Annotated in this window: 23 protein-coding genes; 12 read left to right on the top strand and 11 right to left on the bottom strand. The window is 72.1% G+C overall.

The genetic code is table 11. From position 1 onward, the window contains the following. The 3 genes from NOD94_RS23885 to NOD94_RS23875 all read right to left on the bottom strand — a co-directional run. A partial coding sequence (locus tag NOD94_RS23885) for a PadR family transcriptional regulator (RefSeq protein ID WP_281208118.1) occupies positions 1 to 909 on the bottom strand: 909 nt, incomplete at its 3' end. Position 910: 1 nt separating this feature from the next. Continuing rightward, entirely contained in the window at positions 911 to 1,828 is a 918-nt protein-coding gene (locus tag NOD94_RS23880) for a DUF4097 family beta strand repeat-containing protein (protein ID WP_281208117.1), read from the bottom strand. Between the two features lie 203 nt (positions 1,829 to 2,031). After that, positions 2,032 to 2,964 (bottom strand): LysR family transcriptional regulator, encoded by a 933-nt coding sequence (locus NOD94_RS23875; RefSeq protein ID WP_281208116.1) that lies wholly within the window; start codon positions 2,962 to 2,964, stop codon positions 2,032 to 2,034. A 206-nt stretch (positions 2,965 to 3,170) separates the two neighbouring features. On the opposite strand from NOD94_RS23875, the gene snpA reads away from it, so the two are divergent. After that, a complete protein-coding gene (gene snpA / locus NOD94_RS23870) occupies positions 3,171 to 3,827 on the top strand; it encodes a snapalysin (RefSeq protein ID WP_281208115.1) in 657 nt (218 codons plus the stop codon). 187 nt (positions 3,828 to 4,014) lie between these two features. Here snpA and NOD94_RS23865 read toward each other — a convergent pair whose 3' ends face one another. The 4 genes from NOD94_RS23865 to NOD94_RS23850 all read right to left on the bottom strand — a co-directional run bounded on the left by NOD94_RS23865 (position 4,015) and on the right by NOD94_RS23850 (position 7,878). Then, positions 4,015 to 4,599, bottom strand: a complete 585-nt coding sequence (locus tag NOD94_RS23865; RefSeq protein WP_281208114.1) for a dihydrofolate reductase family protein — start codon at positions 4,597 to 4,599, stop codon at positions 4,015 to 4,017. 111 nt (positions 4,600 to 4,710) lie between these two features. After that, positions 4,711 to 5,304: a GNAT family N-acetyltransferase gene (locus tag NOD94_RS23860; protein ID WP_281208113.1), complete on the bottom strand. Its 594-nt coding sequence runs from the start codon at positions 5,302 to 5,304 to the stop codon at positions 4,711 to 4,713. A gap of 121 nt (positions 5,305 to 5,425) precedes the next feature. Then, on the bottom strand, positions 5,426 to 6,472 hold the full coding sequence (locus NOD94_RS23855) for a family 2 encapsulin nanocompartment cargo protein polyprenyl transferase (RefSeq protein ID WP_281208112.1): 1,047 nt from the start codon (positions 6,470 to 6,472) through the stop codon (positions 5,426 to 5,428). Further along, a complete protein-coding gene (locus NOD94_RS23850) occupies positions 6,472 to 7,878 on the bottom strand; it encodes a family 2B encapsulin nanocompartment shell protein (RefSeq protein ID WP_281208111.1) in 1,407 nt (468 codons plus the stop codon). Before NOD94_RS23850 ends, NOD94_RS23855 begins: the two co-directional genes overlap by 1 nt. A gap of 247 nt (positions 7,879 to 8,125) precedes the next feature. Between NOD94_RS23850 and NOD94_RS23845 the strand changes: the two genes are divergently transcribed. From NOD94_RS23845 to NOD94_RS23830, 4 genes are all read left to right on the top strand, one after another. Beyond that, positions 8,126 to 8,584 carry an Rrf2 family transcriptional regulator gene (locus NOD94_RS23845; RefSeq protein ID WP_281208110.1) on the top strand — a complete coding sequence of 153 codons (459 nt, stop codon included), beginning with the start codon at positions 8,126 to 8,128 and terminating at the stop codon, positions 8,582 to 8,584. 169 nt (positions 8,585 to 8,753) lie between these two features. Further along, positions 8,754 to 9,950, top strand: a complete 1,197-nt coding sequence (locus NOD94_RS23840) for a globin domain-containing protein (RefSeq protein WP_281208109.1) — start codon at positions 8,754 to 8,756, stop codon at positions 9,948 to 9,950. Positions 9,951 to 10,074: 124 nt separating this feature from the next. After that, a complete protein-coding gene (locus NOD94_RS23835; protein ID WP_281208108.1) occupies positions 10,075 to 10,665 on the top strand; it encodes an N-acetylmuramoyl-L-alanine amidase in 591 nt (196 codons plus the stop codon). A gap of 48 nt (positions 10,666 to 10,713) precedes the next feature. Next, positions 10,714 to 11,607: a pyridoxal-phosphate dependent enzyme gene (locus NOD94_RS23830; protein WP_281208107.1), complete on the top strand. Its 894-nt coding sequence runs from the start codon at positions 10,714 to 10,716 to the stop codon at positions 11,605 to 11,607. Positions 11,608 to 11,702: 95 nt separating this feature from the next. On the opposite strand, the gene NOD94_RS23825 is transcribed toward NOD94_RS23830, so the two are convergent. After that, positions 11,703 to 13,286, bottom strand: a complete 1,584-nt coding sequence (locus NOD94_RS23825) for a Na+/H+ antiporter (RefSeq protein ID WP_281208106.1) — start codon at positions 13,284 to 13,286, stop codon at positions 11,703 to 11,705. A 55-nt stretch (positions 13,287 to 13,341) separates the two neighbouring features. Between NOD94_RS23825 and NOD94_RS23820 the strand changes: the two genes are divergently transcribed. The 3 genes from NOD94_RS23820 (at position 13,342) to NOD94_RS23810 (ending at position 15,231) form a co-directional block, all read left to right on the top strand. Continuing rightward, positions 13,342 to 13,602, top strand: coding sequence for a UBP-type zinc finger domain-containing protein (locus tag NOD94_RS23820; RefSeq protein WP_281208105.1), 261 nt, complete (start codon positions 13,342 to 13,344; stop codon positions 13,600 to 13,602). A gap of 214 nt (positions 13,603 to 13,816) precedes the next feature. Continuing rightward, positions 13,817 to 14,230: an anti-sigma regulatory factor gene (locus tag NOD94_RS23815; RefSeq protein WP_281208104.1), complete on the top strand. Its 414-nt coding sequence runs from the start codon at positions 13,817 to 13,819 to the stop codon at positions 14,228 to 14,230. Between the two features lie 11 nt (positions 14,231 to 14,241). After that, positions 14,242 to 15,231: an RNA polymerase sigma factor SigF gene (locus NOD94_RS23810; protein ID WP_281208121.1), complete on the top strand. Its 990-nt coding sequence runs from the start codon at positions 14,242 to 14,244 to the stop codon at positions 15,229 to 15,231. 33 nt (positions 15,232 to 15,264) lie between these two features. Here the strand turns inward: NOD94_RS23810 and NOD94_RS23805 are convergent, their stop codons facing one another. Next, positions 15,265 to 15,738, bottom strand: coding sequence for a hypothetical protein (locus tag NOD94_RS23805; protein ID WP_281208103.1), 474 nt, complete (start codon positions 15,736 to 15,738; stop codon positions 15,265 to 15,267). An 84-nt stretch (positions 15,739 to 15,822) separates the two neighbouring features. Between NOD94_RS23805 and NOD94_RS23800 the strand changes: the two genes are divergently transcribed. Both NOD94_RS23800 and NOD94_RS23795 read left to right on the top strand, forming a co-directional pair. Then, positions 15,823 to 16,788, top strand: a complete 966-nt coding sequence (locus tag NOD94_RS23800; RefSeq protein WP_281208102.1) for a diacylglycerol kinase family protein — start codon at positions 15,823 to 15,825, stop codon at positions 16,786 to 16,788. Positions 16,789 to 17,107: 319 nt separating this feature from the next. Beyond that, entirely contained in the window at positions 17,108 to 17,365 is a 258-nt protein-coding gene (locus NOD94_RS23795) for a WhiB family transcriptional regulator (RefSeq protein ID WP_004937597.1), read from the top strand. A gap of 193 nt (positions 17,366 to 17,558) precedes the next feature. Here the strand turns inward: NOD94_RS23795 and NOD94_RS23790 are convergent, their stop codons facing one another. Both NOD94_RS23790 and NOD94_RS23785 read right to left on the bottom strand, forming a co-directional pair. Further along, complete coding sequence (locus NOD94_RS23790) at positions 17,559 to 19,028, bottom strand: PAS domain-containing sensor histidine kinase (RefSeq protein ID WP_281208101.1); 1,470 nt, start codon at positions 19,026 to 19,028, stop codon at positions 17,559 to 17,561. A 422-nt stretch (positions 19,029 to 19,450) separates the two neighbouring features. Continuing rightward, positions 19,451 to 20,044: a TetR/AcrR family transcriptional regulator gene (locus tag NOD94_RS23785; protein ID WP_281208100.1), complete on the bottom strand. Its 594-nt coding sequence runs from the start codon at positions 20,042 to 20,044 to the stop codon at positions 19,451 to 19,453. Positions 20,045 to 20,129: 85 nt separating this feature from the next. On the opposite strand from NOD94_RS23785, the gene NOD94_RS23780 reads away from it, so the two are divergent. Together NOD94_RS23780 and nagB are read left to right on the top strand one after the other, a co-directional pair. Further along, on the top strand, positions 20,130 to 20,891 hold the full coding sequence (locus NOD94_RS23780) for an SDR family oxidoreductase (protein WP_281208099.1): 762 nt from the start codon (positions 20,130 to 20,132) through the stop codon (positions 20,889 to 20,891). Positions 20,892 to 21,095: 204 nt separating this feature from the next. After that, positions 21,096 to 21,881 carry a glucosamine-6-phosphate deaminase gene (gene nagB, locus NOD94_RS23775; protein ID WP_281208098.1) on the top strand — a complete coding sequence of 262 codons (786 nt, stop codon included), beginning with the start codon at positions 21,096 to 21,098 and terminating at the stop codon, positions 21,879 to 21,881. Positions 21,882 to 21,978: the final 97 nt, after the last annotated feature.

Raw genomic sequence — 21,978 nt, 5'->3', positions numbered from 1 at the left:
CGCGATGCGGGTGGCGGCCGCCGCGAGGTGGGCGCGGGCCTCGGCCAGCTGGGCCGGGGTCACGCCGTGGTCGCGGGCCGCGTCGCGCACGTCGTCGCGGAAGCGGTCCAGCAGTCGGTCCAGGTCCCGCGCCGGGTCGGCGCCGGCCGTCAGGTCCTCGGCCCATCCGTGGTCCGGGGTCGTCGTCGCCCCGGCGGCCCGGGCCGCACCGCCGTTGCCGGTGTCGCCCCCGTGGCTTCCGTGGCCGCCGTTGCCGCCGCCGCCCAGCCAGGCTCCGGCCAGGTTGCCCAGGACCCCGCCCGGCTTCGTGAACTGCTCCTGGAGCTGCGCCGCGATCCGCTGGACCTCCTCGCGGGCCCGGTCCTGGGCCTCCTTGGCCTGGCGGCGGGCCTGCTGGGCCTCCTCGCGGGCCCGACGGCTCTCGTCCTTCGCCCGGCGCGCCTGTTCCTTCCACTCGGCCTTGGCCTTGCGGAGCTCCTCCTTGGCCGCCTTCCAGGACTCGTCCTCGACCTGGGTCGCCGTCGCGGAGGCCGCGGCCGCCGCCCGCATCTCGCGCCGCAGGTCACCGGCGGCGCCCCGGACGTCGTCGCGGATCTCGGCGGCGAGCTCGGACACGGAGTCGCGGATCTCCAGCTCCAGGTCGGCCAGTTCGCCGACCCGGTCGGCGAGCTCGGCGCGGCCCGCCTCGGTGATCGAGTACACCTTGCGCCCGCCCTCGGTGGCGTGGGTGACGAGTCCCTCGGCCTCCAGTTTGGCGAGCCGCGGGTAGACGGTGCCCGCCGACGGCGCGTACAGGCCCTGGAAGCGCTCCTCCAGCAGCCGGATCACCTCGTACCCGTGGCGCGGGGCCTCGTCGAGCAGCTTGAGCAGGTAGAGGCGGAGGCGGCCGTGGGCGAAGACGGGGGGCATGTCAGAGAACCTTCTTGTCGAGCTGGAGGGGGGCGTCGGCCTCGGCCTGGGGGCGGCGCAGGAGCGCGATGGCACCGGAGACCGTGGTGGCCCGCAGGGTGCCCGCGCCCGTGCCCAGGGTGCCGGTGATCCGCTTGGCGCCGAACTGCCCGGAGACCCGCAGGTCCTCGAAGGCGTTGGAGACGCCGCCGGTGGCGGTGTTGGCCTCCACCTTGGCGTCGGCGGGGTGCGGGAGACGGATGGCGACCTCGCCGGAGACCGAGTTCAGGACGATGTCCACCGGCTTCGGCGCGGCCGCGTCCGGGGCGAGGTCGATGAGCATGTCCCCGCTGACCGAGTCGGCCCGTACGCTGCCGCCGACACCGTCGACCACCGTCAGCCCGCCGGAGACCGAGTGGAAGCCCAGTTCGCCGGTGACGGACTGCGCCTCGACACTGCCCGAGACCGTGTGCGCCTTGACCCGGCCGGAGAGCCCGACGAGCGTCGTGTCGCCCGAGACCCCGTTGACGTCGACCGGGCCCCCGATGCCGGAGACGAAGGTCGCGGCGCTCACGGCGGCCACCTGGACGCGGGTACCGGCGGGCACGGCGACGGTCACGGTGACGCTGCGCTCCCAGGCCTTGCGGCCGTCCTCGGAAGCCCCGGACCAGGCCTTCCACGGCTTGCCCTCGAACCACTTCTTGAAGCCCTGCGCACCGTTCCAGGGGAGGTCCTCGTAGGACAGGGTGAGCGCGCCGCCCTCCTGCACCACCTGCAGCGGCGGCCCGTCCACCTCGGCGACCTCCAGCCGGGCCGGCCCCTCGTCGGCGGCGACCACATTGACCGTGCCGCCGACGACGCGGACGCGCAGCTCCGTCACCGGCTGCTCGAAGTCGAGCTTCTGGGGTGCGGCGACGGACCACGTCATCTGCTCTGTCATGGTGCTGCTCCTCCTCGTGGACGACGCACGCAACATATCGCGTCTCGTAAGAACACGATATATCGCGGCCGGGGGAAGTCAAGCAGCATGTCGCGATACAACGGAACCCGGGTCGCGCGGCCGGTGACCGCCGGGGCCGGACTCGGGAGCCGGGCTCGGGAGCCGGGGCGGGCGGAGCGGTACCGGGGGCTCGGCCGGTGGACTCAGGCCACCAGCAGTCGGTTCCCGTGGTGCCGGAGCCACGCCCGGTACGGCGGGGTGCTCAGGGCCACCTCGCGGTAGGCCGCGCGGAGGTCCTCGAAGACCTCCGCGTGGGCGCCCGGCCGTGTCGCGAGCAGCAGTCGCACGGCGAGGGGGTCCCCCGACAGCGGCCGGATGGCCATGTCCTCCCGCGGCCCGGAGGTGGGCTGACAGGGCGCCACCGCCTCGCCGGAGATGATCAGCGAGGTCGCCGTGTGGTAGTCGGCGTGCAGGACGGGCGGGTCGAGGCCGGCCCCGGCGAACACCCTCCGCAGCCCGTCCCACTCGCCGTCGACGGAGGGGTCGACCGTCCACCGGTCGCGCGCCAGGTCCGCCAGCTTCACGATGGGCGAGCTCGCCGCCGGATGGTCCCGGGACATGGAGACGAACTGCGGCTCGCGTTCCATCAGTACGTGCAGTTGCAGCCCGGCCGGCACCCGTAGCGGGCTGCCCTCCACCTCGTGGACGAACGCCACGTCCAGTTGGCCGGCGTCCACCATCCGCAGCAGGGCGTTGGCCGAGACGTCGACGACCAGCGAGGTCTCCGCGTCCGGGTGTCTTCGGTGGAGCCTGCGCAGCCACCCCGGCAGGGCCCGGCTCGCGGTCGAGCCGATCCGCAGCCGGGGTCCGTGCGCGGCCTCCCGCGCCTCCGCGACCAGGGCGGCCATCTCGGCCAATAACGGCCGCGCCCGCCCGAGTACCGTGCGCCCGAACGGCGTTGGTCGACAGCCGGTCCGCTCGCGCAGGAACAGCTCCCCGTCCAGGGCCCGTTCGATCCTCCGCAGTTGGGTCGTCAGCGAGGGCTGGCTCACGCCGAGCTGCCGCGCGGCCTTGTGCAGACTGCCGGCGTCGGCGATGGCGCACAGCGCGCGCAGGTGCCTCACCTCAAGCTCCATGACCCGAGAGTAGGGCGGCGCCGGTGAACCGCACCAGCCGCCGATAGCCCCCCGAATCCCGCCATTCTCACGCCAGTTGACCTACCGAAAACTTCCCGATAGGCCCGTGTTATCGGGCTCTGACATCATCCGCCGGCCCCTTCCGCTCCCGCAGACTCCGGTACCGAACCACCACCCCCACACCGGATGAGTAGGAGCTCCCCCACATGCGCCACTCCCGCAAGGCCACGCTGGCCTCCGCCGTCGGTCTCGGCGTCGCCGCCGCGCTCGGCGGCATCGTCCCCACCGCGACCGCCGCCACCCCCGCCGGCACCCCGGCCTCCTACGCGGCGTACGAGCGCTCGCAGGAGAACGAGAGCGCCAACCGCGCATTCTTCGACGCCGTGCGGCGCTCGGTCGCCGAGCAGCGCGCGGCGAACCCGGGCGCCCTCGCGGTGACCGTCACCTACAACACCCGCAGCGCGCCCAGCTTCCGCACCCAGATAGCCAGCTCCACCCGGATCTGGAACAGCTCGGTGACCAACGTGAAGCTGCAGGAGGTGTCTTCCGGCGGGAACTTCTCCTACCGCGAGGGCAACGACTCCCGCGGCTCGTACGCGAGCACGGACGGGCACGGCCGGGGCTACATCTTCCTGGACTACCGGCAGAACCAGCAGTACAACTCCACCCGCGTGACCTCGCACGAGACCGGCCACGTGCTGGGTCTGCCGGACCACTATTCGGGTCCGTGCAGCGAGCTGATGTCGGGCGGCGGACCGGGCACCTCTTGCCAGAACGCCACCCCGAACAGCGCGGAGCGCTCGCGCGTGAACCAGCTCTGGGCGAACGGTCTGGCCGCTTCGGGCCTCGGCTCGAAGGGCTGACCGACCGCCGCGCGGCTCCCCGCGGTCCCTCCGGAGGTGCCCCGCCGGGCCTCCGGAGGTCCCCGGCCGACAGGCCCGGGCACGTCTGCTGCTCGTGCCCGGGCCGCGGGGCGACGCTCCCCGCACGCGCCGCCGCGGTCCATCGGTCACCCGTCGGCGGTGGGCCGGTTCCCGCGTGCGCGGCGGGTCAGCGCTTGGCGGCGTAGCAGGTGATGGTCTGGCCGCCGCCGAGTACGGTGCAGCCGGTCAGCTCCAGCGGGCGCACGCCGAAGCCGGCCCGGGACATCGGCATGCCGGTCCCCACGACGACCGGATAGGTCTTGACGACGTACTCGTCGATCTCGTCGGCGAGCTGCCCGGCGAGGTCGGCTCCGCCGCACAGCCAGATGCCGAGCCCGTCCCGCGCCTTGAGTTCGCGGACCTTCTCGACCACGTCCCCGCCGATCAGGGTCACCTGCGGGTCGGGGGTCGCGGCGAGGGTGCGCGAGACGACGTACTGCTCGCGCATGTGGCCGTAGGGGCTGGTCATGCCCGCCTTGAGGCCCGGCTCGTAGGTGCGGCGGCCCATGAGGACCGCGTCGAACCGCTTGGGGGCGACGTCCTCGATGCCGAGCTGGGCCCGGCCCGTCGCGGAGATCGTCTCCGGGTACTCGGCCACCAGGTGGCCGATGAACTCGGGGTCGAGGAAGGTGTGGATGAAATCGGCATCGCCGTCCGGGGCCCCGATGAAGCCGTCGACCGTGGTGGCGATGAAGTACGTGAGCTTGCGCAAGCGATTCTCTTCCGCTGGACGGTGCCACCGCTCCGGGGCACGTCAAGCAAAGTACTTCACATGAAGTACTTTGCCTAGCTCCTTTTTCGGGAAATCCGGGACTGACTCGCCTCAGCCCTGCGGCTTGCGCCACATCGGCCACATCTGCGGCCCGCCGGGCAGCCGCACCGTCCGGCCCGTGAACTCCCAACCCAGCCGTTCGTACAGGCGCATGCTGCGCTCGCTGCTCGCCTCCAGGTACGCGGCCACCCCGTCCCGGTCGCAGCGCTCCAGCACCGGCCGGATCAGCTCGGTACCCAGCCCCTCGCCCTGCCGGTCCGGCGAGACGGCGATCATCAGCAGGTACTCGTGCTCCTCGGCGGTCGGATGGACCTCCCCGGTCAGCCGGCCGACCAGCTCGCAGCGCTCGTTGTCCGGGTCGGCCACCGCACGCATCCGGGCCGGGACCTCGTCCTCGCCCTCCGGCTCGCCCGCCGGGACCCGCAGCCACAGCGCGGCCGCCGCGCCGTCGGCGGTGCGGTCGATCCGCCCCTCCTCCAGGGCCACGTCCACGAAGACGCCGAGGAACTTGCCGTGCACGGCGGCCCGGTGTTCCGGATCGGGGAAGACCCAGGTGCTGACCGGGTCGTCCCGGAAGGCCTCGTCGAGCAGCCGCGCCACCGCGTCCCGCTCGGAATGATCCGCCCGGCGTATCTCCAGCACCACAGGTCACACCCTTCACTCACGTGTCAACAACCGTGAACGATCCTAGAGTTGACCCAGCACCACAGAAAGGCCTGTTCCGGCACCACCGCGGTGCCGGAACAGGCCTTCTCGCCCTACGCGTTCATTTGGTCCGCCGCGTGACGAATTCCGCCAGCGCCAGCAGCCCGCCCGCCGCCGCGAGGTCCGGGACGGCGCGGGACAGCTCCTGCACCGCCCGGCCCATCCGGTCGGCGGCGTGGGCCTGCGCCCAGTCGCGGCCACCGGCCCGGTCCACGGCCCGCGCCGCCTCCCGTACGTCGTCGGCGGTCATCGGCCCCGCGTACAGGGCCGCGAGGTCCGCCCCCGCCTCGGTGCCCGAGGTGAGGGCGGCCACGACGGGGAGGGACTTCTTGCGGGCGACCAGGTCGGCCCCGGCCGGTTTGCCGGTGTGGCCCGGGTCGCCCCAGATGCCGATCAGGTCGTCGATCAGCTGGAAGGCCAGCCCGGCCTCCCGACCGAAGGCGTCCATCGCGTCGACCTCCTCCGGCCCGGCGCCGGCGTACAGCGCGCCGAGGGCGCACGCGCAGCCGAGCAGGGCGCCGGTCTTGGCCGTCGCCATCGTCAGGCACTCGTCGAGGGAGACGTCGGGCCGCCGCTCGAAGGCGCAGTCCGCCTGCTGCCCCGCGCAGAGCTCGATGACGCAGGACGCGAGCCGGGCCGAGGCCGCCGCCGACGCCGGGTGCGGGTCCTCCGCGAGCTGCCGCAGCGCGAGCGCCATCATGGCGTCGCCCGTGATGACCGCGTCCGGGATGCCGAAGACGGTCCAGGCCGTGGCCCGGCCCCGCCGCCGGACGTCCTTGTCGATGACGTCGTCGTGCAGCAGCGTGAAGTTGTGTGCCAACTCCACGGCGACCGCGGCCCGTACGGCGTCCTCGGCGACTCCGGGCGGACCGCCCAGGGCCTGCGCCGAGGCCAGCACGAGCGCGGGCCGGATGGCCTTGCCCGCGTTGCCCGCCGCCGGAGTGCCGTCCGCCTCCTGCCAGCCGAAGTGGTACATCGCCACGTCCCGCATGGAGCCCGGCAGGCTCTCGACGGTACGGCGCAGCCGCGGATTGACCGTTTCCCTCGTGCGCTCCAGCAGGACCGCCGCTTCCTGCCCCTCGCCCGCGGCGAGGGCGTTGGGGGTCATCAGCGCCAGCGGCCGATCTCGACGTTCTCCAGGACGCCGAGCGCGTCCGGGACCAGCACCGCGGCGGAGAAGTAGGCGGTGACCAGGTACGAGATGATCGCCTGCTCGCTGATGCCCATGAAGCGCACCGACAGGCTCGGCTCGATCTCGTCGGGGATCCCCGGCTGGTGCAGGCCGATCACGCCCTGCTCCTCCTCGCCGGTGCGCATGCACAGGATGGAGGTCGTACGGGCGTCGCTGATCGGGATCTTGTTGGACGGGAAGATCGGCACCCCGCGCCAGGAGGGCACCCGGTTACCGCCGATGTCGATGGCCTCCGGGTACAGGCCGCGCTTGTTGCACTCGCGGCCGAAGGCGGCGATGGCCTTGGGGTGCGCGAGGAACATCTTGGAGCCGCGCCGCATGCTCAGCAGCTGGTCCATGTCGTCGGGCGTGGGCGCGCCGTCGTGGGGCTGGATGCGCTGGTCGTATTCGGCGTTGTGGAGCAGACCGAAGTCGCGGTTGTTGAGCATCTCGTGCTCCTGGCGCTCGCGCAGCGCCTCGACCGTGAGCCGCAACTGCTGCTCGGTCTGGTTCATCGGCTGGTTGTACAGGTCGGCGACGCGGGTGTGCACGCGCAGGACCGTTTGTGCAATGGAGAGCTCGTATTCGCGCGGCCGACCCTCGTAGTCGACGAAGGTGCCCGGCAGCACGGCCTCGCCCTGGTGGCCGGCGGAGAGGTCGATCGCGGCCTCGCCGTACTTGTTGGTGCGCTGGGCGGGCTGGGTCCGGACGCTCTCGACGTGCTCGCGCAGGGAGTCGACCCGGTCGGCGAGGAGCAGGAAGTCCTGGCGGGAGAGGACGAGGGCGGTACCGGGGGTGGCGGCGCGGGCCGTGTACTCCCAGATGGCCTCGTCGTCGGTGAGGGCGTCCTCGCCGAAGTAGGCGCCGTCGGCGACGGTCCGCAGGACGGCGTCCTCGCCGTAGGGGCCGGGGCCGACGTGGTCGATGCGGCCGTGGGCGAGGAGGAAGACCCGGTCGGAGGTGTTGCCGAAGGAGGTGAGTTCCTGTCCGGCCTCGAAGTCGATCTGCTGGCACCGGTTGGCGAGTTCGGTGAGGACGCCCTCGTCGTCGTAGTCGCGCAGCAGCGGCAGTTCGCCGAGTTCGGCGGGGATGACCTGGACCTGGGTCCCGGTCTTGATGAACTCCACGCGTCCGTCGCCGACCGAGTAGCTCAGCCGGCGGTTGACGCGGTACGTACCGCCCTGCACGGGGACCCACGGGAGCATCTTCAGGAGCCACCGCGAGGTGATCTCCTGCATCTGCGGCGCGGACTTGGTCGTGGTTGCCAAGTTCCGTGCGGCCGAGGTGCCGAGACTGCGTTGCGGTGTCTGGGCTTCGGTTTCGGAACCTGCCTGGACCGACATGTCTTTCCCCTTCGATCACTCCATGGATATGCGGTACGAAAGCCTTCCAGTACGCAACGCGACCGGACCATTACACAAAAGGGTGGGACTACTCCGTGTGGGTGTGGGCATGCTCTGCGGTCCGACGCGGCCGGAGCGGCCGCCTCCGACCGCCATTTCCAGCCATACCGCGCACGCCGCCCGCCTCGTCGGTCACGGACTCCCCCTTTAACTTGCATCTGGGATGCAAGGTTTCTAGGCTGTGGGCATGCGGCTGACGCGATTCACCGACCTGGCGCTGCGCGTGCTCATGCGCCTGGCCGTCGAGGAGACGGACCTCCCGACCACCCGGGAAGTGGCGGCGACCATGGAGGTTCCCTACACCCACACCGCCAAGGTGGTCGCCCGGCTCCAGCACCTGGGACTGGTCGAGGCGCGCCGCGGCCGGGGCGGCGGGCTCGCGCTCACCGCCTCCGGACGGGCCGCCTCGATCGGCGGCGTGGTGCGCGAACTGGAGGGCGCCGGCGACGTCGTGGACTGCGACGGCGCCACCCCCTGCCCGCTGCGCGGCGCCTGCGTCCTGCGGGGCGCGCTGCGCCGGGCCCAGGAGGCCTTCTTCGCCGCACTGGACCCGCTCACGGTGAACGACCTGGTGGCGAGCCCGACGGGGCCCCTGCTACTGAGCCTCTCGGGCGGATCCGGCGCCGGGCCCTCCGGCCCGGGCTGAGGCGGGGCCGAAAGGCCCGCCACCAAGGGCCGGATGGCCGGTTCGGTCCACCGTTCAGCCCGCCTACGCTGGACACCGAGGGGCCCTCGAACGAATGTCCGCATCGCGACGGGCCCTTTTTTCGGCCCTTGAATATGCATGTCAGATACCAATTATACGAGGAGCTCCCATGCTGTCCGAGAAGTCGACCGCGACCGTACGCGCCACCCTGCCCGCCGTAGGGGCGGCGATCGGCGACATCACGGAGCTCTTCTACAGCGAGCTGTTCGCGGCCCACCCGGAGCTGCTCCGCGACCTGTTCAACCGCGGCAACCAGAACGCGGGCCTCCAGAAGCAGGCCCTGGCCGGCTCGATCGCCGCCTTCGCGACCCACCTGGTCGAGAACCCCGGCACCCGCCCCGACGTGATGCTCGGCCGCATCGCGCACAAGCACGCCTCCCTGGGCGTCACCCGCGAGCAGTACCCGGTCGTCCACACCCACCTCTTCGCGGCGATCGTCGAGATCCTCGGCGAGGCCGTCACGCCCGAGGTCGCCGAGGCCTGGGACGAGGTCTACTGGCTCATGGCGAACGCGCTCGTCGCCATCGAGGAGCGCCTCTACGCCGAGCAGCGGGTCCTCGCCGGGGACGTGTGGCGGGAGTGGACCGTGGCCGCGCGGGTCGAGGAGACGGTGGACTGCGCCACCTTCCACCTGACCCCGGCCGACGACGCCCCCGCGCCCGACTTCCGACCGGGCCAGTACGTCTCCGTCCAGGTCGAACTCCCCGACGGGGCACGCCAGATCCGCCAGTACAGCCTCTCCCGGGCCCCCGGCTCGCCGGTCCGCGCGATCACCGTCAAGCGCGTCCACGGCCCGGCCGCCGGCGGCCCCGACGGCGAGGTCTCGAACCACCTGCACGCCCGGGTCCGCACGGGCGACCGGCTCCGCGTCTCCGCCCCGTACGGGGACCTGGTCCTGCGGGACGGCTCCGCGCCGGTGCTGCTCGCCTCGGCCGGCATCGGCTGCACGCCGATGCTGTCGATGCTGGAGCACCTGGCCGAGACCGGGTACCCCGCCCCCGTCACCGTGGTGCACGCCGACCGCTCCCCCGCCGATCACGCCCTGGGCGCCGACCACCGGGCCCTCACCCACAAGCTCGCCGACGCCTCGGCCCGCTTCTGGTACGAGGAGGCGGCCGAGCCGGGCGACGCCACCGGCCTCGTCGACCTGACGGACGTCCCGGTCGCCCCCGGCACCACGGCCTACCTGTGCGGGCCGCTGCCCTTCATGCGGGCGGTGCGCGGGCAACTGATCGCCAAGGGCGTGCCGGCGTCGGACATCCACTACGAGGTGTTCGGCCCGGACCTGTGGCTGGCATCGGCCTGACGGCCGGCCGGATCGGCTCGCTCGCCGTACGAATGCCCTAGCCCGGAAGAGCCGCCTCCACTACACCGGAACGTAACGAGACGCGCACAGAGGGTGTCCGTCACGCATCGCAAAGGAGGCGGCCATGGCCGCACCCATGTCCGCGAACCGTTTCATCACCGCACTCCGGAGCGAGGGCCTGACCGTCGTCGAGGTCGGCTCCTGGCGCACCCACAACCGCAACCACAAGGGCCCCTGGGGGCCCGTGCACGGCGTGATGATCCACCACACCGTCACGCACGGCACCCCGTACACCGTCGCCCTCTGCCGCGACGGACACCCGGACCTCCCCGGCCCGCTCTGCCACGGGGTGATCGCCAAGGACGGGCGGGTCCACCTGGTCGGCCACGGCCGGACCAACCACGCGGGCTCCGGCGACTCCGACGTCCTCGCGGCGGTCATCGCCGAGAAGCGACTGCCCGTCGACCACACCGCGAACACCGACGGCAACCGCCACTTCTACGGGTTCGAGTGCGAGAACCTCGGCAACGGCAAGGACCCCTGGCCCGCTGTCCAGCTCGACGCCATCGCCCGCGCGGCGGCCGCCGTCTGTCGGGTCCACGGCTGGACCGCCCCGTCGGTCATCGGCCACCTCGAATGGCAGCCCGGCAAGGTCGACCCCAGGGGCTTCACGATGGCCTCGATGCGGGCCCGCGTGACCGAACGCCTCAAGTGACCTGCCGCCCATCGCCCCGCCCGCCCCGCCCGGACCGACAATGAAGGGGTGAGCCACCCCGAACTGCGCCCCCGTCCGCCGTCCCCGCTGGTCGAGGCGGTCGACGAGCGCTTCGCCGCGCACGGGGTCCGGCTGCTGCTCAAGCGGGACGACCTCGTGCACCCGGAGCTGCCCGGCAACAAGTGGCGCAAGCTCGCGCCCAACCTGCGGGCCGCTCTGGAGGCGGGCCACGAGGAGCTCGTCACCTTCGGCGGCGCCTACTCCAACCACCTGCGGGCCACCGCCGCGGCCGGCCGGCTGCTCGGCCTGCGCACCACCGGCATCGTGCGCGGGGACGAACTCGCCGGTCGGCCCCTCAACGACTCCCTCGCCCGGTGCGCGGCGGACGGCATGCGGCTGTGCTTCGTGACCCGGTCGGACTACCGCCGCAAGGCCGAGCCCGGGACGCGGGACCGGCTGCTGGCCGAGGCCGGCGCCCCGGGCGCGTACGTCGTCCCCGAGGGCGGCAGCAACGCCCTCGCCCTGCGGGGCTGCGCCGGGCTCGGCCGCGAGCTGCGCGGCGCGGCCGACGTGGTGGCGGTGGCCTGCGGTACGGGAGGCACCCTCGCCGGCCTGGCGTCCGGCCTCGGTCCCGACGCGCGGGCCCTCGGCGTGCCGGTCCTCGCGGGCGGCTTCCTGGGGGCGGAGATACGTTCCCTCCAGGAGGCTGCCTTCGGCGGGCCGGCCGGCGACTGGAGCCTGGCCGAGGGGTTCGACCACGGCGGCTACGCCCGCGTCCCGGCCGCCCTGGAAGCCTTCGCCGCCGACTTCGGGGACCGCCACGGATTCCCCGTCGAGCGGATCTACGTGGCCAAGCTGCTGTGGGCGCTGGTCGCCCTCGTCGAGTCGGGCGCCTTCCCCCGGGGCACCACCCTGGCCGCCGTCATCACGGGCCGGCCGTGATCCGCCGGGCCCGCGGCCGGTAGGACCCGTACGGGCGGCCGGGCACCGGCCCACGGCCGCGCGCGCCGTCGGGCCGGGCCCGGCCCGGCCGGGGGTCAGGCGGACTCCTCCCGGTAGGCCGCCGCCTCCTCCAGGTCCAGCCGGCGCAGCAGTGCGCGCAGCATCTCGTCGTCGATCCGGCGGGCGTCGCGCAGGGCCACGAACACCTCCCGCTCGGACGCGATCATCTCCCGCGCCAACCTGCGGTAGACGTCGTCGGCCGACTCCCCCGTCCGCGCGTTGACCTCGCCCAGCCGCTCCCACACCGCGTTGCGGCGGCGCTCCAGCACCGTGCGCAGCCGTTCCACGAGGGGCGGCGGCAGCGCGTTGTGCTCGGAGTCCTCCAGCAGCTCCGCCAGCCGGTCCTCGGCCGCCCGCGAGGCCTCGCTCTGCGCCTGCGCCTCGGCGAGCGTCTCGGCCCGGACGTCGCGGGGCGGCAGTTTCAACAGCTTGATCAGCGGCGGCAGCGTCAGGCCCTGGACGACGAGGGTCCCGATGACGGTCGTGAAGGTGAGGAAGAGGATCAGGTTGCGGTGCGGGACGTCCATCGGCACCGAGAACGCGATCGCCAGCGACACCACGCCCCGCATGCCGGCCCAGCCCACGATCACCGGGGCCTTCCAGTTGGTCTCCGGTTCCCGTTCCCGGATCCGTTCGGAGAGCCACCGGGGGAGGAACGTCGCGGGGAACACCCACAGGAACCGGGCCACCACCACGGCGACGAACACCGCGACCGCGTACCAGACCACGGAGGAGGGCTCGTACTCCCCCAGGCCCTTGAGGACCACCGGCAGCTGGAGTCCGATCAGCGCGAAGACCACCGACTCCAGGACGAAGGAGACCACCTTCCACACCGCCTCCTCCTGGAGCCGGGTGGCGAAGTCGACCTGCCAGTTCCGGTGCCCGAGGTAGAGGGCGACGACGACGACCGCCAGCACCCCCGAGGCGTGCACCCGTTCGGCCGCCGCGTACGCCACGAACGGGATCAGCAGCGACAGGGTGTTCTGGAGCAGGGGTTCCTTCAGCCGCTTGCGCAGCTGGTGGATCGGCACCATCAGCAGCAGGCCCACCCCGACCCCGCCCACGGAGGCCAGCAGGAACTCCGCGATCCCGCCGGCCCAGCCCGCGCCGACCCCGACGGCCGCCGCGAGCGCCACCTTGTAGGCGGTGATGGCCGTGGCGTCGTTGACCAGGGACTCGCCCTGCAGGATGGTCGTGATCCGGTTCGGCAGCCCCAGTTTGCGGGCGATCGCGGTCGCCGCCACCGCGTCCGGCGGGGCGATCACCGCGCCCAGCACCAGCGCCACCGGCAGCGACAGCCCCGGCACGAGCAGGTAGGCCGCGTAGCCCACGGCCAGCGTCGCGAAGAGCACGTACCCGACCGACAGCAGCGCGATCGGCCGGACGTTGGCCCGCAGGTCGAGGTACGAGCTGTCCACCGCGGCCGTGTGCAGCAGCGGCGGAAGCAGCAGCGGCAGCACGATGTGCGGGTCGAGGACGTACGGCGGCACGCCCGGGACGTACGCGGCGATCAGCCCGACCGCGACGAGCAGCAGCGGCGCGGGCACTGGCGTCCGGCGGGCCAGACCCGCCACCGCGGCGCTGCCCGCCACCAGCGCCACCAGCGGCAATACCTCCATGACGATCCACCCTCATCGCGTCGCGCACACGCACCCTGGTCGTACGCTGGCCATCATGAGCGAGTGCACCCACGTTGCAGAACTGCCGCGCCCCGAGCCTGTCCCTCATGCGATGACCTGCCCGGAATGTCAGGCGCTCGGGAGCCATCCGGTGCAGTTGCGGATGTGTCTCGGGTGCGGATACGTGGCCTGCTGCGACTCCTCCCCCCACCGGCACGCGACCGCGCACCACCAGGAGACCGGCCATCCGGTGATGCGGAGCTTCGAGCCGGGGGAGACCTGGCGATGGTGCTTTGTCGACGGTTCGATCGTCTGAACCGGGGTAGGTCAACCCTCCGCCGGTTCCCCCGAATTGGGCCCGCAGACCTCTAGCCACTGTGTGTACCCATGGGCTTACCATCAGTCACTGGACGCACGGCCGGCCGGCCCGGGCGCCCCGAAAGGGGCGCTGTGAGGGGTGCCGCGACACGATCACCCGGATCGCGATAGCGTCACCGGCGAACAGAGCTCGTACCACCTTGGAGGTGAGGGTGTCCCAGATCGCAGGCGAGCCCGGGACCCAGGACTTCGTGGAAGTCCGGCTGCCCGCTGCGGGTGCCTACCTGTCCGTGTTGCGAACGGCCACGGCCGGCCTCGCAGCCCGTTTGGACTTCACTCTCGACGAGATCGAGGACCTCCGCATCGCGGTGGACGAGGCCTGCGCGATCCTGCTCCAGCAGGCCGTGCCCGGCTCCGTCCTCAGTTGCGTCTTCCGGCTGGTGGACGATTCGCTGGAGGTGACCGTCTCGGCGCCGACCACCGACGGCCGCGCACCGGAACGCGACACGTTCGCGTGGACGGTCCTGTCGGCGCTGGCCGGCAAGGTCGAGGCGACGGTCGAGGAGAACCGGACGGTGAGCATCAGTCTCTACAAACAGCGCGGCGCGGGGCCAGGCCCGGTGTGAGCGGCGGGGAGATCCCGGTGCGGGGCGGGGATCGGCCCCGGGTACGGCACGAGGTCGACGGCGGCATTCCGGAACAGCAGCACGCCCGGCCGCACCCGGCTGACGCGGATGCGGAAGACGGCTTTTTGGACTCGGCGGAGCGACGGGCGGGCCCTATGAGCGAGAACCAGCACGACCAACCACAGCCACCGGAGGCCGCTGCCACGGCCCCGGCGGTGCCGGCCGCGCCCGTGGCGCTGCCGGATCCGCGGGACCGCAGCGGTGCGCGGGCCCTGTTCTTCGAGCTGCGCGAGCTGCCCGAGGGCTCACCGGAACGCGCGGAACTGCGCAACCGGCTGGTCCGGATGCACCTGCCGCTCGTCGAACACCTGGCGCGGCGGTTCCGCAACCGCGGCGAACCGCTGGACGACCTGACACAGGTCGCGACGATCGGCCTGATCAAGTCGGTGGACCGGTTCGACCCGGACCGCGGGGTCGAGTTCTCGACGTACGCCACACCCACCGTGGTCGGCGAGATCAAGCGGCACTTCCGCGACAAGGGCTGGGCGGTACGGGTCCCCCGCCGCCTGCAGGAGCTGCGGCTGTCGCTGACCACGGCCACGGCCGAGCTGTCGCAGCAGCACGGCCGCTCGCCGACGGTGCACGAACTGGCCGAACGGCTCGGGATCTCCGAGGAGGAGGTGCTGGAGGGGCTGGAATCGGCCAATGCCTACAGCACGCTCTCCCTGGACGTGCCGGACACGGACGACGAGTCCCCGGCCGTCGCGGACACCCTGGGCTCGGAGGACGAGGCGCTGGAGGGCGTCGAGTACCGGGAGTCCCTCAAGCCGCTCCTGGAGGGACTGCCGCCGCGGGAGAAGCGGATCCTGTTGCTGCGGTTCTTCGGCAACATGACCCAGTCGCAGATCGCGCAGGAGGTGGGCATCTCCCAGATGCACGTGTCCCGGCTGCTGGCCCGCACCCTGGCCCAGCTCCGGGAGAAGCTCCTCGTGGAGGAGTAGCCGCCGGTACGGGAGGAGCGGGGAGGAGCGGGGTTATCGGGCCTGTTCGCCGGGCCCGATGCCGAGCGCCTCGGTGGCCGTCGGGTTCACCAGCAGGGCGGTCACGGCGACGGCGGCCAGGGCGAGTGCCACGGCGGCGGCCGTCATCGCGCCGCCGGTGGTCCACAACGTCCACGCCACCGGCATCGCCATGAGCTGCGTGATCAGCGCCGGGCCGCGGCTCCAGCGGCGGCCCAGGCGCAGGCCCCGGGCGGCGACGAGCGGGAGCGCGGCGAGCGCGAGCAGGGTCACCCCGCCGGTCTCGGCCTGCTGCGGGGAGTCGGGGTCGCCGGCGATGCCGACGAACAACATGTAGACGCCGAGCCCGGCCAGGGCCAGACCTTCAAGGGCGGTGAGCACCGCGGCGGCGGTGAGCCGACGGGGCAGCGCCGCGGGAGCGGCGACCGCGGCGGCGGGGGCGTTCGGGGTCTGCCGGCGGCTCTGTCGGCGGCTCTGCTTCTTACTCACCCCAGCAGGGTATCCGCGCGCCGCCGGCGCGGTACGGGACGGTCGGTAGGGAATGCCCGAGGAGGGGTGGGTACTCTGGCGGTCATGCGTGCACTCCTCGTGGCCAACCCAGCAGCGACGACGACCAGTGCGCGCACGCGCGACGTCCTGACCCATGCCCTGGCCAGCGAGATGAAGCTGGAAGCGGTGACGACCGAGTACCGGGGCCACGCCCGTGACCTGGGCCGCAAGGCCGCGCACGAGGGTCTCGACCTGGTGGTGGCCCTCGGCGGCGACGGCACGGTCAACGAGGTGGTCAACGGGCTCCTGCACGACGGGCCCGATCCGGACCGGCTGCCGAGGCTGGCGGTGGTGCCCGGCGGATCGACGAACGTCTTCGCCCGGGCGCTGGGGCTGCCGAACGACGCGGTCGAGGCGACCGGCGCGCTGTTGGACGCCCTGCGCGAGGAGCGCGAGCGGACGGTGGGCCTGGGTCTGGCCGCCGGCTCCCCGGGGACCGAGGACGAGTCGGTCCCGGCCCGCTGGTTCACGTTCTGCGCGGGCTTCGGCTTCGACGCGGGTGTGGTGGGGCGGGTCGAGCAGCAGCGCGAACGCGGCAAGCGTTCGACGCACGCCCTGTACGTGCGGCAGCTCATGCGTCAGTTCTGGGAGGAGCCGAACCGCAGGAACGGCACGGTCACGCTGGAGCGTCCCGGCCAGGATCCGGTGACGGACCTGGTGCTCTCGATAGTCTGCAACACCTCCCCCTGGACGTACCTGGGGAACCGGCCCCTCTACGCCTCCCCGGAGGCCTCGTTCGATACCGCGCTTGACGTATTGGCGCTCAATCGTTTGTCAACTCCGGCGGTCGCCCGGTACGCCACGCAGCTCCTGACCTCGACTCCTGAGCGCGGTCCGCACGGCAAGCATGCGGTGTCTCTGCATGATCTGACCGACTTCACCTTGCATTCGAAGGTTCCGCTGCCCTTCCAGATGGACGGCGATCACCTCGGACTGCGCACCAGCGTTCGGTTCACAGGCGTACGCCGGGCACTGCGTGTGATTGTGTGAGTGGAAGGGCCCAAAGTCCTTTCACTCGAACGTTTACACGCCGGTCCACCCCTAGGAACTAGGGCTGTGACCTAGTAGACACCGACGAATCCAAAAAAACTTTCCGGAAGGGGTTGTATCCCCGTCCGAGGTTTGCGAATCTCTACATGGCGATCGGGACAGCCCGCAGCACCCGGCACCCACACAGAGCGCCAGAACCCCTCCACGTATCTCGGACCGCACCAGGCAACTGGGCGTCGGCCCTTCCCTCACGGGGGGATTCGTGAAAGCGTTCACATTCACAAGCAACCTGCCCGCAATACAAGGAGATGGAGCAGCCATGGACTGGCGTCACAACGCCGTTTGTCGTGAGGAAGACCCGGAACTCTTCTTCCCCATCGGCAACACCGGTCCTGCGCTGCTGCAGATCGAGGAAGCCAAGGCCGTCTGCCGCCGCTGCCCCGTCATGGAGCAGTGCCTGCAGTGGGCGCTCGAGTCCGGTCAGGACTCCGGCGTCTGGGGCGGTCTCAGCGAGGACGAGCGCCGCGCGATGAAGCGCCGCGCCGCTCGCAATCGGGCGCGCAACGCCACCGCCTGACATCGACTTTCGAGCCTCGAGCCGCAGCGCGTAGTACCCATAGCAGCGCTCAGCAACGTGCTCTTGAGCCCCGGACCGGGACTCCTCCCAGCTACCGCTGGGGGTGCCCCCCGGTCCGGGGCTCAGTGCTTTTCCCGGTACCCCTCCGGCGACCCGGCTCCGGTCCGTCACGTTGAGTGACGGACCGGAAGGGTTATTTCTGGGGGCTGGCCGGGATGTCGAGGACCACCTTGGTGCCGCGCGGTTCGACGCGCAGCATGTCGAAGGTGCCGCCGAGCTCCCCCTCCACGAGGGTCCGCACGATCTGCAGCCCGAGGTTGCCGGCGCGCTGGGGGTCGAACCCCTCGGGCAGTCCGCAGCCGTCGTCCAGCACGGTGATCAGGAGCCGCGCGTCGGCCCGGCCGCTGCCCGAACGGATCGCGGCGACCTCGACCGTGCCGCCCTCCCCCTGGGTGAAGGCGTGTTCCAGGGCGTTCTGGAGCACCTCCGTCAGCACCATCGACAGCGGAGTGGCGACCTCCGCGTCCAGGATCCCGAAGCGGCCGGTGCGCCGGCAGGCCACCTTGCCCGGGGAGATCTCGGCGACCATCGCGATCACGCGGTCGGCGATCTCGTCGAACTCCACCCGCTCGTCCAGGTTCTGAGAGAGCGTCTCGTGCACGATCGCGATCGAACCGACCCGGCGCACGGCCTCGTTCAGCGCCTCGCGACCGTTCTCCGAATCCATCCGTCGGGCCTGCAGCCGCAGCAGCGCGGCCACCGTCTGGAGATTGTTCTTCACCCGGTGGTGGATCTCCCGGATGGTCGCGTCCTTGGTGATCAGTTCGCGTTCGCGACGGCGCAGTTCGGTGACGTCGCGGCACAGCACGAGGGAACCGATGCGGGTCCCCTTGGGCTTGAGGGGGATGGCGCGCAGCTGGATGACCCCGCTGGTGCCCTCGACCTCGGTCTCCCGGGGGGCCCAGCCGCTGGCCAGCTTCACCAGCGCCTCGTCCACCGGGCCGCGGGAGGGGGCCAGTTCGGCGGTGGTGGTGCCCAGGTGCTGGCCGACCAGGTCGGCGGCGAGGCCGAGCCGGTGGTAGGCGGAGAGGGCGTTCGGGGACGCGTACGTCACCACGCCCTCGGCGTCGAGCCGGATGAGGCCGTCACCGACGCGCGGGGAGGCGTCCATGTCGACCTGCTGCCCGGGGTACGGGAACGAGCCCGCCGCGATCATCTGGGCCAGGTCGGAGGCGGACTGGAGGTAGGTGAGCTCCAGCCGGCTCGGTGTACGCACAGTGAGCAGGTTGGTGTTGCGGGCGATGACGCCCAGGACCCGGCCCTCGCGGCGCACGGGGATCGACTCGACGCGGACGGGCACCTCCTCGCGCCACTCCGGGTCCCCCTCGCGCACGATCCGGCCCTCGTCGAGGGCGGCGTCGAGGAGCGGGCGGCGGCCCCGCGGCACCAGGTGGCCGACCATGTCGTCCTGGTACGAGGTGGGGCCGGTGTTCGGGCGCATCTGCGCGACCGACACGTACCGGGTGCCGTCGAGGGTGGGCACCCACAGCACGAGGTCGGCGAAGGACAGGTCGGAGAGCAGCTGCCACTCCGAGACCAGCAGATGGAGCCACTCCAGTTCGGCTTCACTGAGAGCGGTGTGCTGGCGTACGAGGTCGTTCATGGAGGGCACCTGGCGAGCGTACCCCGGGTACGGCCATGACTTTCCCCACGCGAATACCCAGGAGTACCCACGAAGGGCCCGCTCCGCGTACTGTTGGAGGAAGTGACGGGATGAAGACACCCGTCATTGGATGGACAGAGCAGAATGGTCTAGTCCACAATTGAGTCAGGCTTCCGCCCTCCCCGCACAGGAGGACGGATAGAGGTAACCGCGCGCTCTGCCCTGACCGCGCAGGCACCTCCCAACCGGCCGCCGGGAACCGCACACCCGACGGCCGTAAGTACTCCGGGCTACGGTGCCGGGCGGGTCGAGGGTCCCTCCCCGCACCGTGGCCCAGAGGAATTTCAGGGCCGAATTCCGGGCCCCATTTCAGGAATTACCGCAGTGGATCTTTCCCGGCGGATCGGTTCACGCGGATCGGGTCACGCCGGCCAGGCCAGCATCGCCCGTGCCGCGACCGCTTCGAGTTCCTCCCGGCTCGCCCCGTCGCGCGACTGCACGGACATTCCCTGGATCACGGCTCCGGCGTAGCGGGCCAGCGCCCCGGCGTCGGTGTCGGCGGGAAGCACCCCGGCGGCGACGTCCGCGCGGATCCGGCTCTCGAACATCAGCAGGTTGGCGTTGCGCCGCTGTCGCAGGGCCTCCGCCACCTCTTCGCTGGTCGTGTTCACCGCCGCGCTGATCACCATGCAGCCCGGCGGATGGGCCGGGTCCGTGTAGACCTCGGCGGCCTCGAACAGGATGCGCCGCACGGCGTCCCGGGCGGTGGGCTCCTCGGCCATGGCCACGCTCGCGAAGTCGCCGTAGCGGCCCCCGTAGACCACGACGACCTCGTCGAAGAGCTTGCGCTTGTCGCCGAAGGCCGCGTACAGGCTGGGCGCGCTGATGCCCAGGGAGGCGGTCAGGTCGGAGATGGACGTCGCCTCGTACCCGCGCTCCCAGAAGGCGAGCATGGCCTTGTCGAGGGCGGCGTCGCGGTCGAAGGAGCGGGGCCTGCCGCGCTGTCCGGTCACCATGCCCGGATTCTATAGCGGTCGCTAGCGAATCTGGTACGGTCCCTTTCTGTAGCGACCACTAGCGAATGCTGAAGGGGGGCGCGTCATGGGCGTGCTCAAGGGGAAGACGGCACTGGTCACGGGCGGCAGCAGGGGGATCGGACGGGCGGTCGCGCAGCGACTGGCCCGCGACGGAGCCCTGGTCGCGGTGCACTACGGACGCGACGGGGCGGCGGCGGCGGAGACCGTCGCCGCGATCGGGGCCGAAGGGGGAACGGCCTTCCCGATCCGCGCGGAGCTCGGGGTGCCGGGCGACGCGCAGGCGCTGTGGGCGGCGTACGAGGCCCATCCGCTGGCCACGGAGCACGTGGACGTACTGGTGAACAACGCGGGCGCGGCGGCCTTCGCCGGCATCGCGGACACGGACGAGGAGACCTTCCGGCAGGTCCAGGCCCTCAACGCCCAGGCACCCTTCTTCGTGATCAAGCACGGGCTGGCGCGACTGCGGGACGGGGGTCGGATCGTGAACGTCACCGGCACCCCCCACCTCGCGCTGCCCGCGATCCTCGCCACCGTGATGGCCAAGGGCGCGGTGAACGCCCTGACCGTGTCCCTGGCAGCCGAACTCGCCCCGCGCGGGATCACCGTGAACTCGGTGGGCCCCGGCATCACAGAGACCGACCTGAACGCCGCGCTGCTCTCCGATCCCGGCACCCGGGAGCACCTGGCCGCCCGGTCCGTGTTCCGCCGGGTGGGCACCGCCGGCGAGGTGGCGGACGTGGTCGCCTTCCTCGCCTCGCCGGACTCCCGATGGGTCACCGGGCAGCACCTGGACGCCACGGGCGGGCTCCAGCTCTCGCTGCTCTGAGGGCGGCCGGGCCGGCGGTCACCGCCGGCCCGGCCCGCGTGCGGGGCCGGCGCACGGGAGGCCGGGGCGGGCGATCGGGAGGCCGGGGCGGGCGATCGGGACCACCATGGATCGGGGGCGAAGGCCCGCCACGGACGGCCCCGCTCTGCTAGATTGGTCTATACCACAAGACGACCGCACCTCTCTCAGATCGGCAGGCCCCGCGTGGAAGTTGTCATCGTCCCGGACGCCAAGGCAGGCGGCGAGCTCATCGCGGAGGCCATGGCCGCCCTGGTCCGTCGCAAGCCCGACGCCCTGCTCGGCGTGGCGACCGGCTCTACCCCGCTGCCCATCTACGAGGCGCTCGCCGCGAAGGTCAAGGCGGGCGAGGTCGACGCCTCCAAGGCCCGCGTCTGCCAGCTCGACGAGTACGTCGGCCTGCCGGCCGGGCACCCCGAGTCCTACCGCGCCGTCGTCCTGCGCGAGGTCGTGGAGCCCCTCGGCCTGTCCGAGGCGTCCTTCATGGGCCCCGACGGCTCCGCCGAGGACATCGTCGGCGCCTGCGACGCCTACGACCACGCCCTCGCCGCGGCCGGCGGCGTGGACCTCCAGCTGCTGGGCATCGGGACCGACGGCCACATCGGCTTCAACGAGCCCTGCTCCTCGCTGGCCTCCCGGACCCGGATCAAGACGCTGACGCAGCAGACCCGCGTCGACAACGCGCGCTTCTTCGACGACGACATCGACCAGGTGCCGCACCACGTCATCACCCAGGGCATCGGCACCATCCTCGACGCCCGCCACCTGGTCCTGCTGGCCACCGGCGAGGGCAAGGCCGAGGCCGTCGCCCAGACCGTCGAGGGGCCGCTCTCCGCCCTCGTCCCGGCCTCCGCGCTCCAGCTGCACCGGCACGCCACCGTCGTCGTCGACGAGGCCGCCGCCTCGAAGCTGAAGCTGGCCGACTACTTCCGCCAGACCTACGCCGACAAGCCCGCCTGGCAGGGTCTTTAGCCGCAGCACGGCCGGGCACGGCCACCGGACCGGCGAAAGGGCCGGGCCCCCCTCCTCGGGGGCCCGGCCCTTTCGCCGTCCGGCGTCGGCCCGCGCG

The organism is Streptomyces sp. Isolate_45, assembly GCF_024721315.2.
Taxonomy (GTDB): Bacteria; Actinomycetota; Actinomycetes; order Streptomycetales; family Streptomycetaceae; genus Streptomyces.
The sequence above is the reverse complement of the archived record's forward strand: the minus strand, read 5'-3'. Positions and strand labels throughout refer to the sequence as shown.

Coding starts and splice junctions, on each gene's coding strand:
- NOD94_RS23880 (WP_281208117.1), bottom strand. CDS start 1,828: ATGACAGAGCAGATGACGTGGTCCGTCGCCGCACCCCAGAAGCTCGAC.
- NOD94_RS23875 (WP_281208116.1), bottom strand. CDS start 2,964: ATGGAGCTTGAGGTGAGGCACCTGCGCGCGCTGTGCGCCATCGCCGAC.
- snpA (WP_281208115.1), top strand. CDS start 3,171: ATGCGCCACTCCCGCAAGGCCACGCTGGCCTCCGCCGTCGGTCTCGGC.
- NOD94_RS23855 (WP_281208112.1), bottom strand. CDS start 6,472: ATGACCCCCAACGCCCTCGCCGCGGGCGAGGGGCAGGAAGCGGCGGTC.
- NOD94_RS23850 (WP_281208111.1), bottom strand. CDS start 7,878: ATGTCGGTCCAGGCAGGTTCCGAAACCGAAGCCCAGACACCGCAACGC.
- NOD94_RS23845 (WP_281208110.1), top strand. CDS start 8,126: ATGCGGCTGACGCGATTCACCGACCTGGCGCTGCGCGTGCTCATGCGC.
- NOD94_RS23840 (WP_281208109.1), top strand. CDS start 8,754: ATGCTGTCCGAGAAGTCGACCGCGACCGTACGCGCCACCCTGCCCGCC.
- NOD94_RS23835 (WP_281208108.1), top strand. CDS start 10,075: ATGGCCGCACCCATGTCCGCGAACCGTTTCATCACCGCACTCCGGAGC.
- NOD94_RS23825 (WP_281208106.1), bottom strand. CDS start 13,286: ATGGAGGTATTGCCGCTGGTGGCGCTGGTGGCGGGCAGCGCCGCGGTG.
- NOD94_RS23820 (WP_281208105.1), top strand. CDS start 13,342: ATGAGCGAGTGCACCCACGTTGCAGAACTGCCGCGCCCCGAGCCTGTC.
- NOD94_RS23800 (WP_281208102.1), top strand. CDS start 15,823: ATGCGTGCACTCCTCGTGGCCAACCCAGCAGCGACGACGACCAGTGCG.
- NOD94_RS23795 (WP_004937597.1), top strand. CDS start 17,108: ATGGACTGGCGTCACAACGCCGTTTGTCGTGAGGAAGACCCGGAACTC.
- NOD94_RS23790 (WP_281208101.1), bottom strand. CDS start 19,028: ATGAACGACCTCGTACGCCAGCACACCGCTCTCAGTGAAGCCGAACTG.
- NOD94_RS23785 (WP_281208100.1), bottom strand. CDS start 20,044: ATGGTGACCGGACAGCGCGGCAGGCCCCGCTCCTTCGACCGCGACGCC.
- NOD94_RS23780 (WP_281208099.1), top strand. CDS start 20,130: ATGGGCGTGCTCAAGGGGAAGACGGCACTGGTCACGGGCGGCAGCAGG.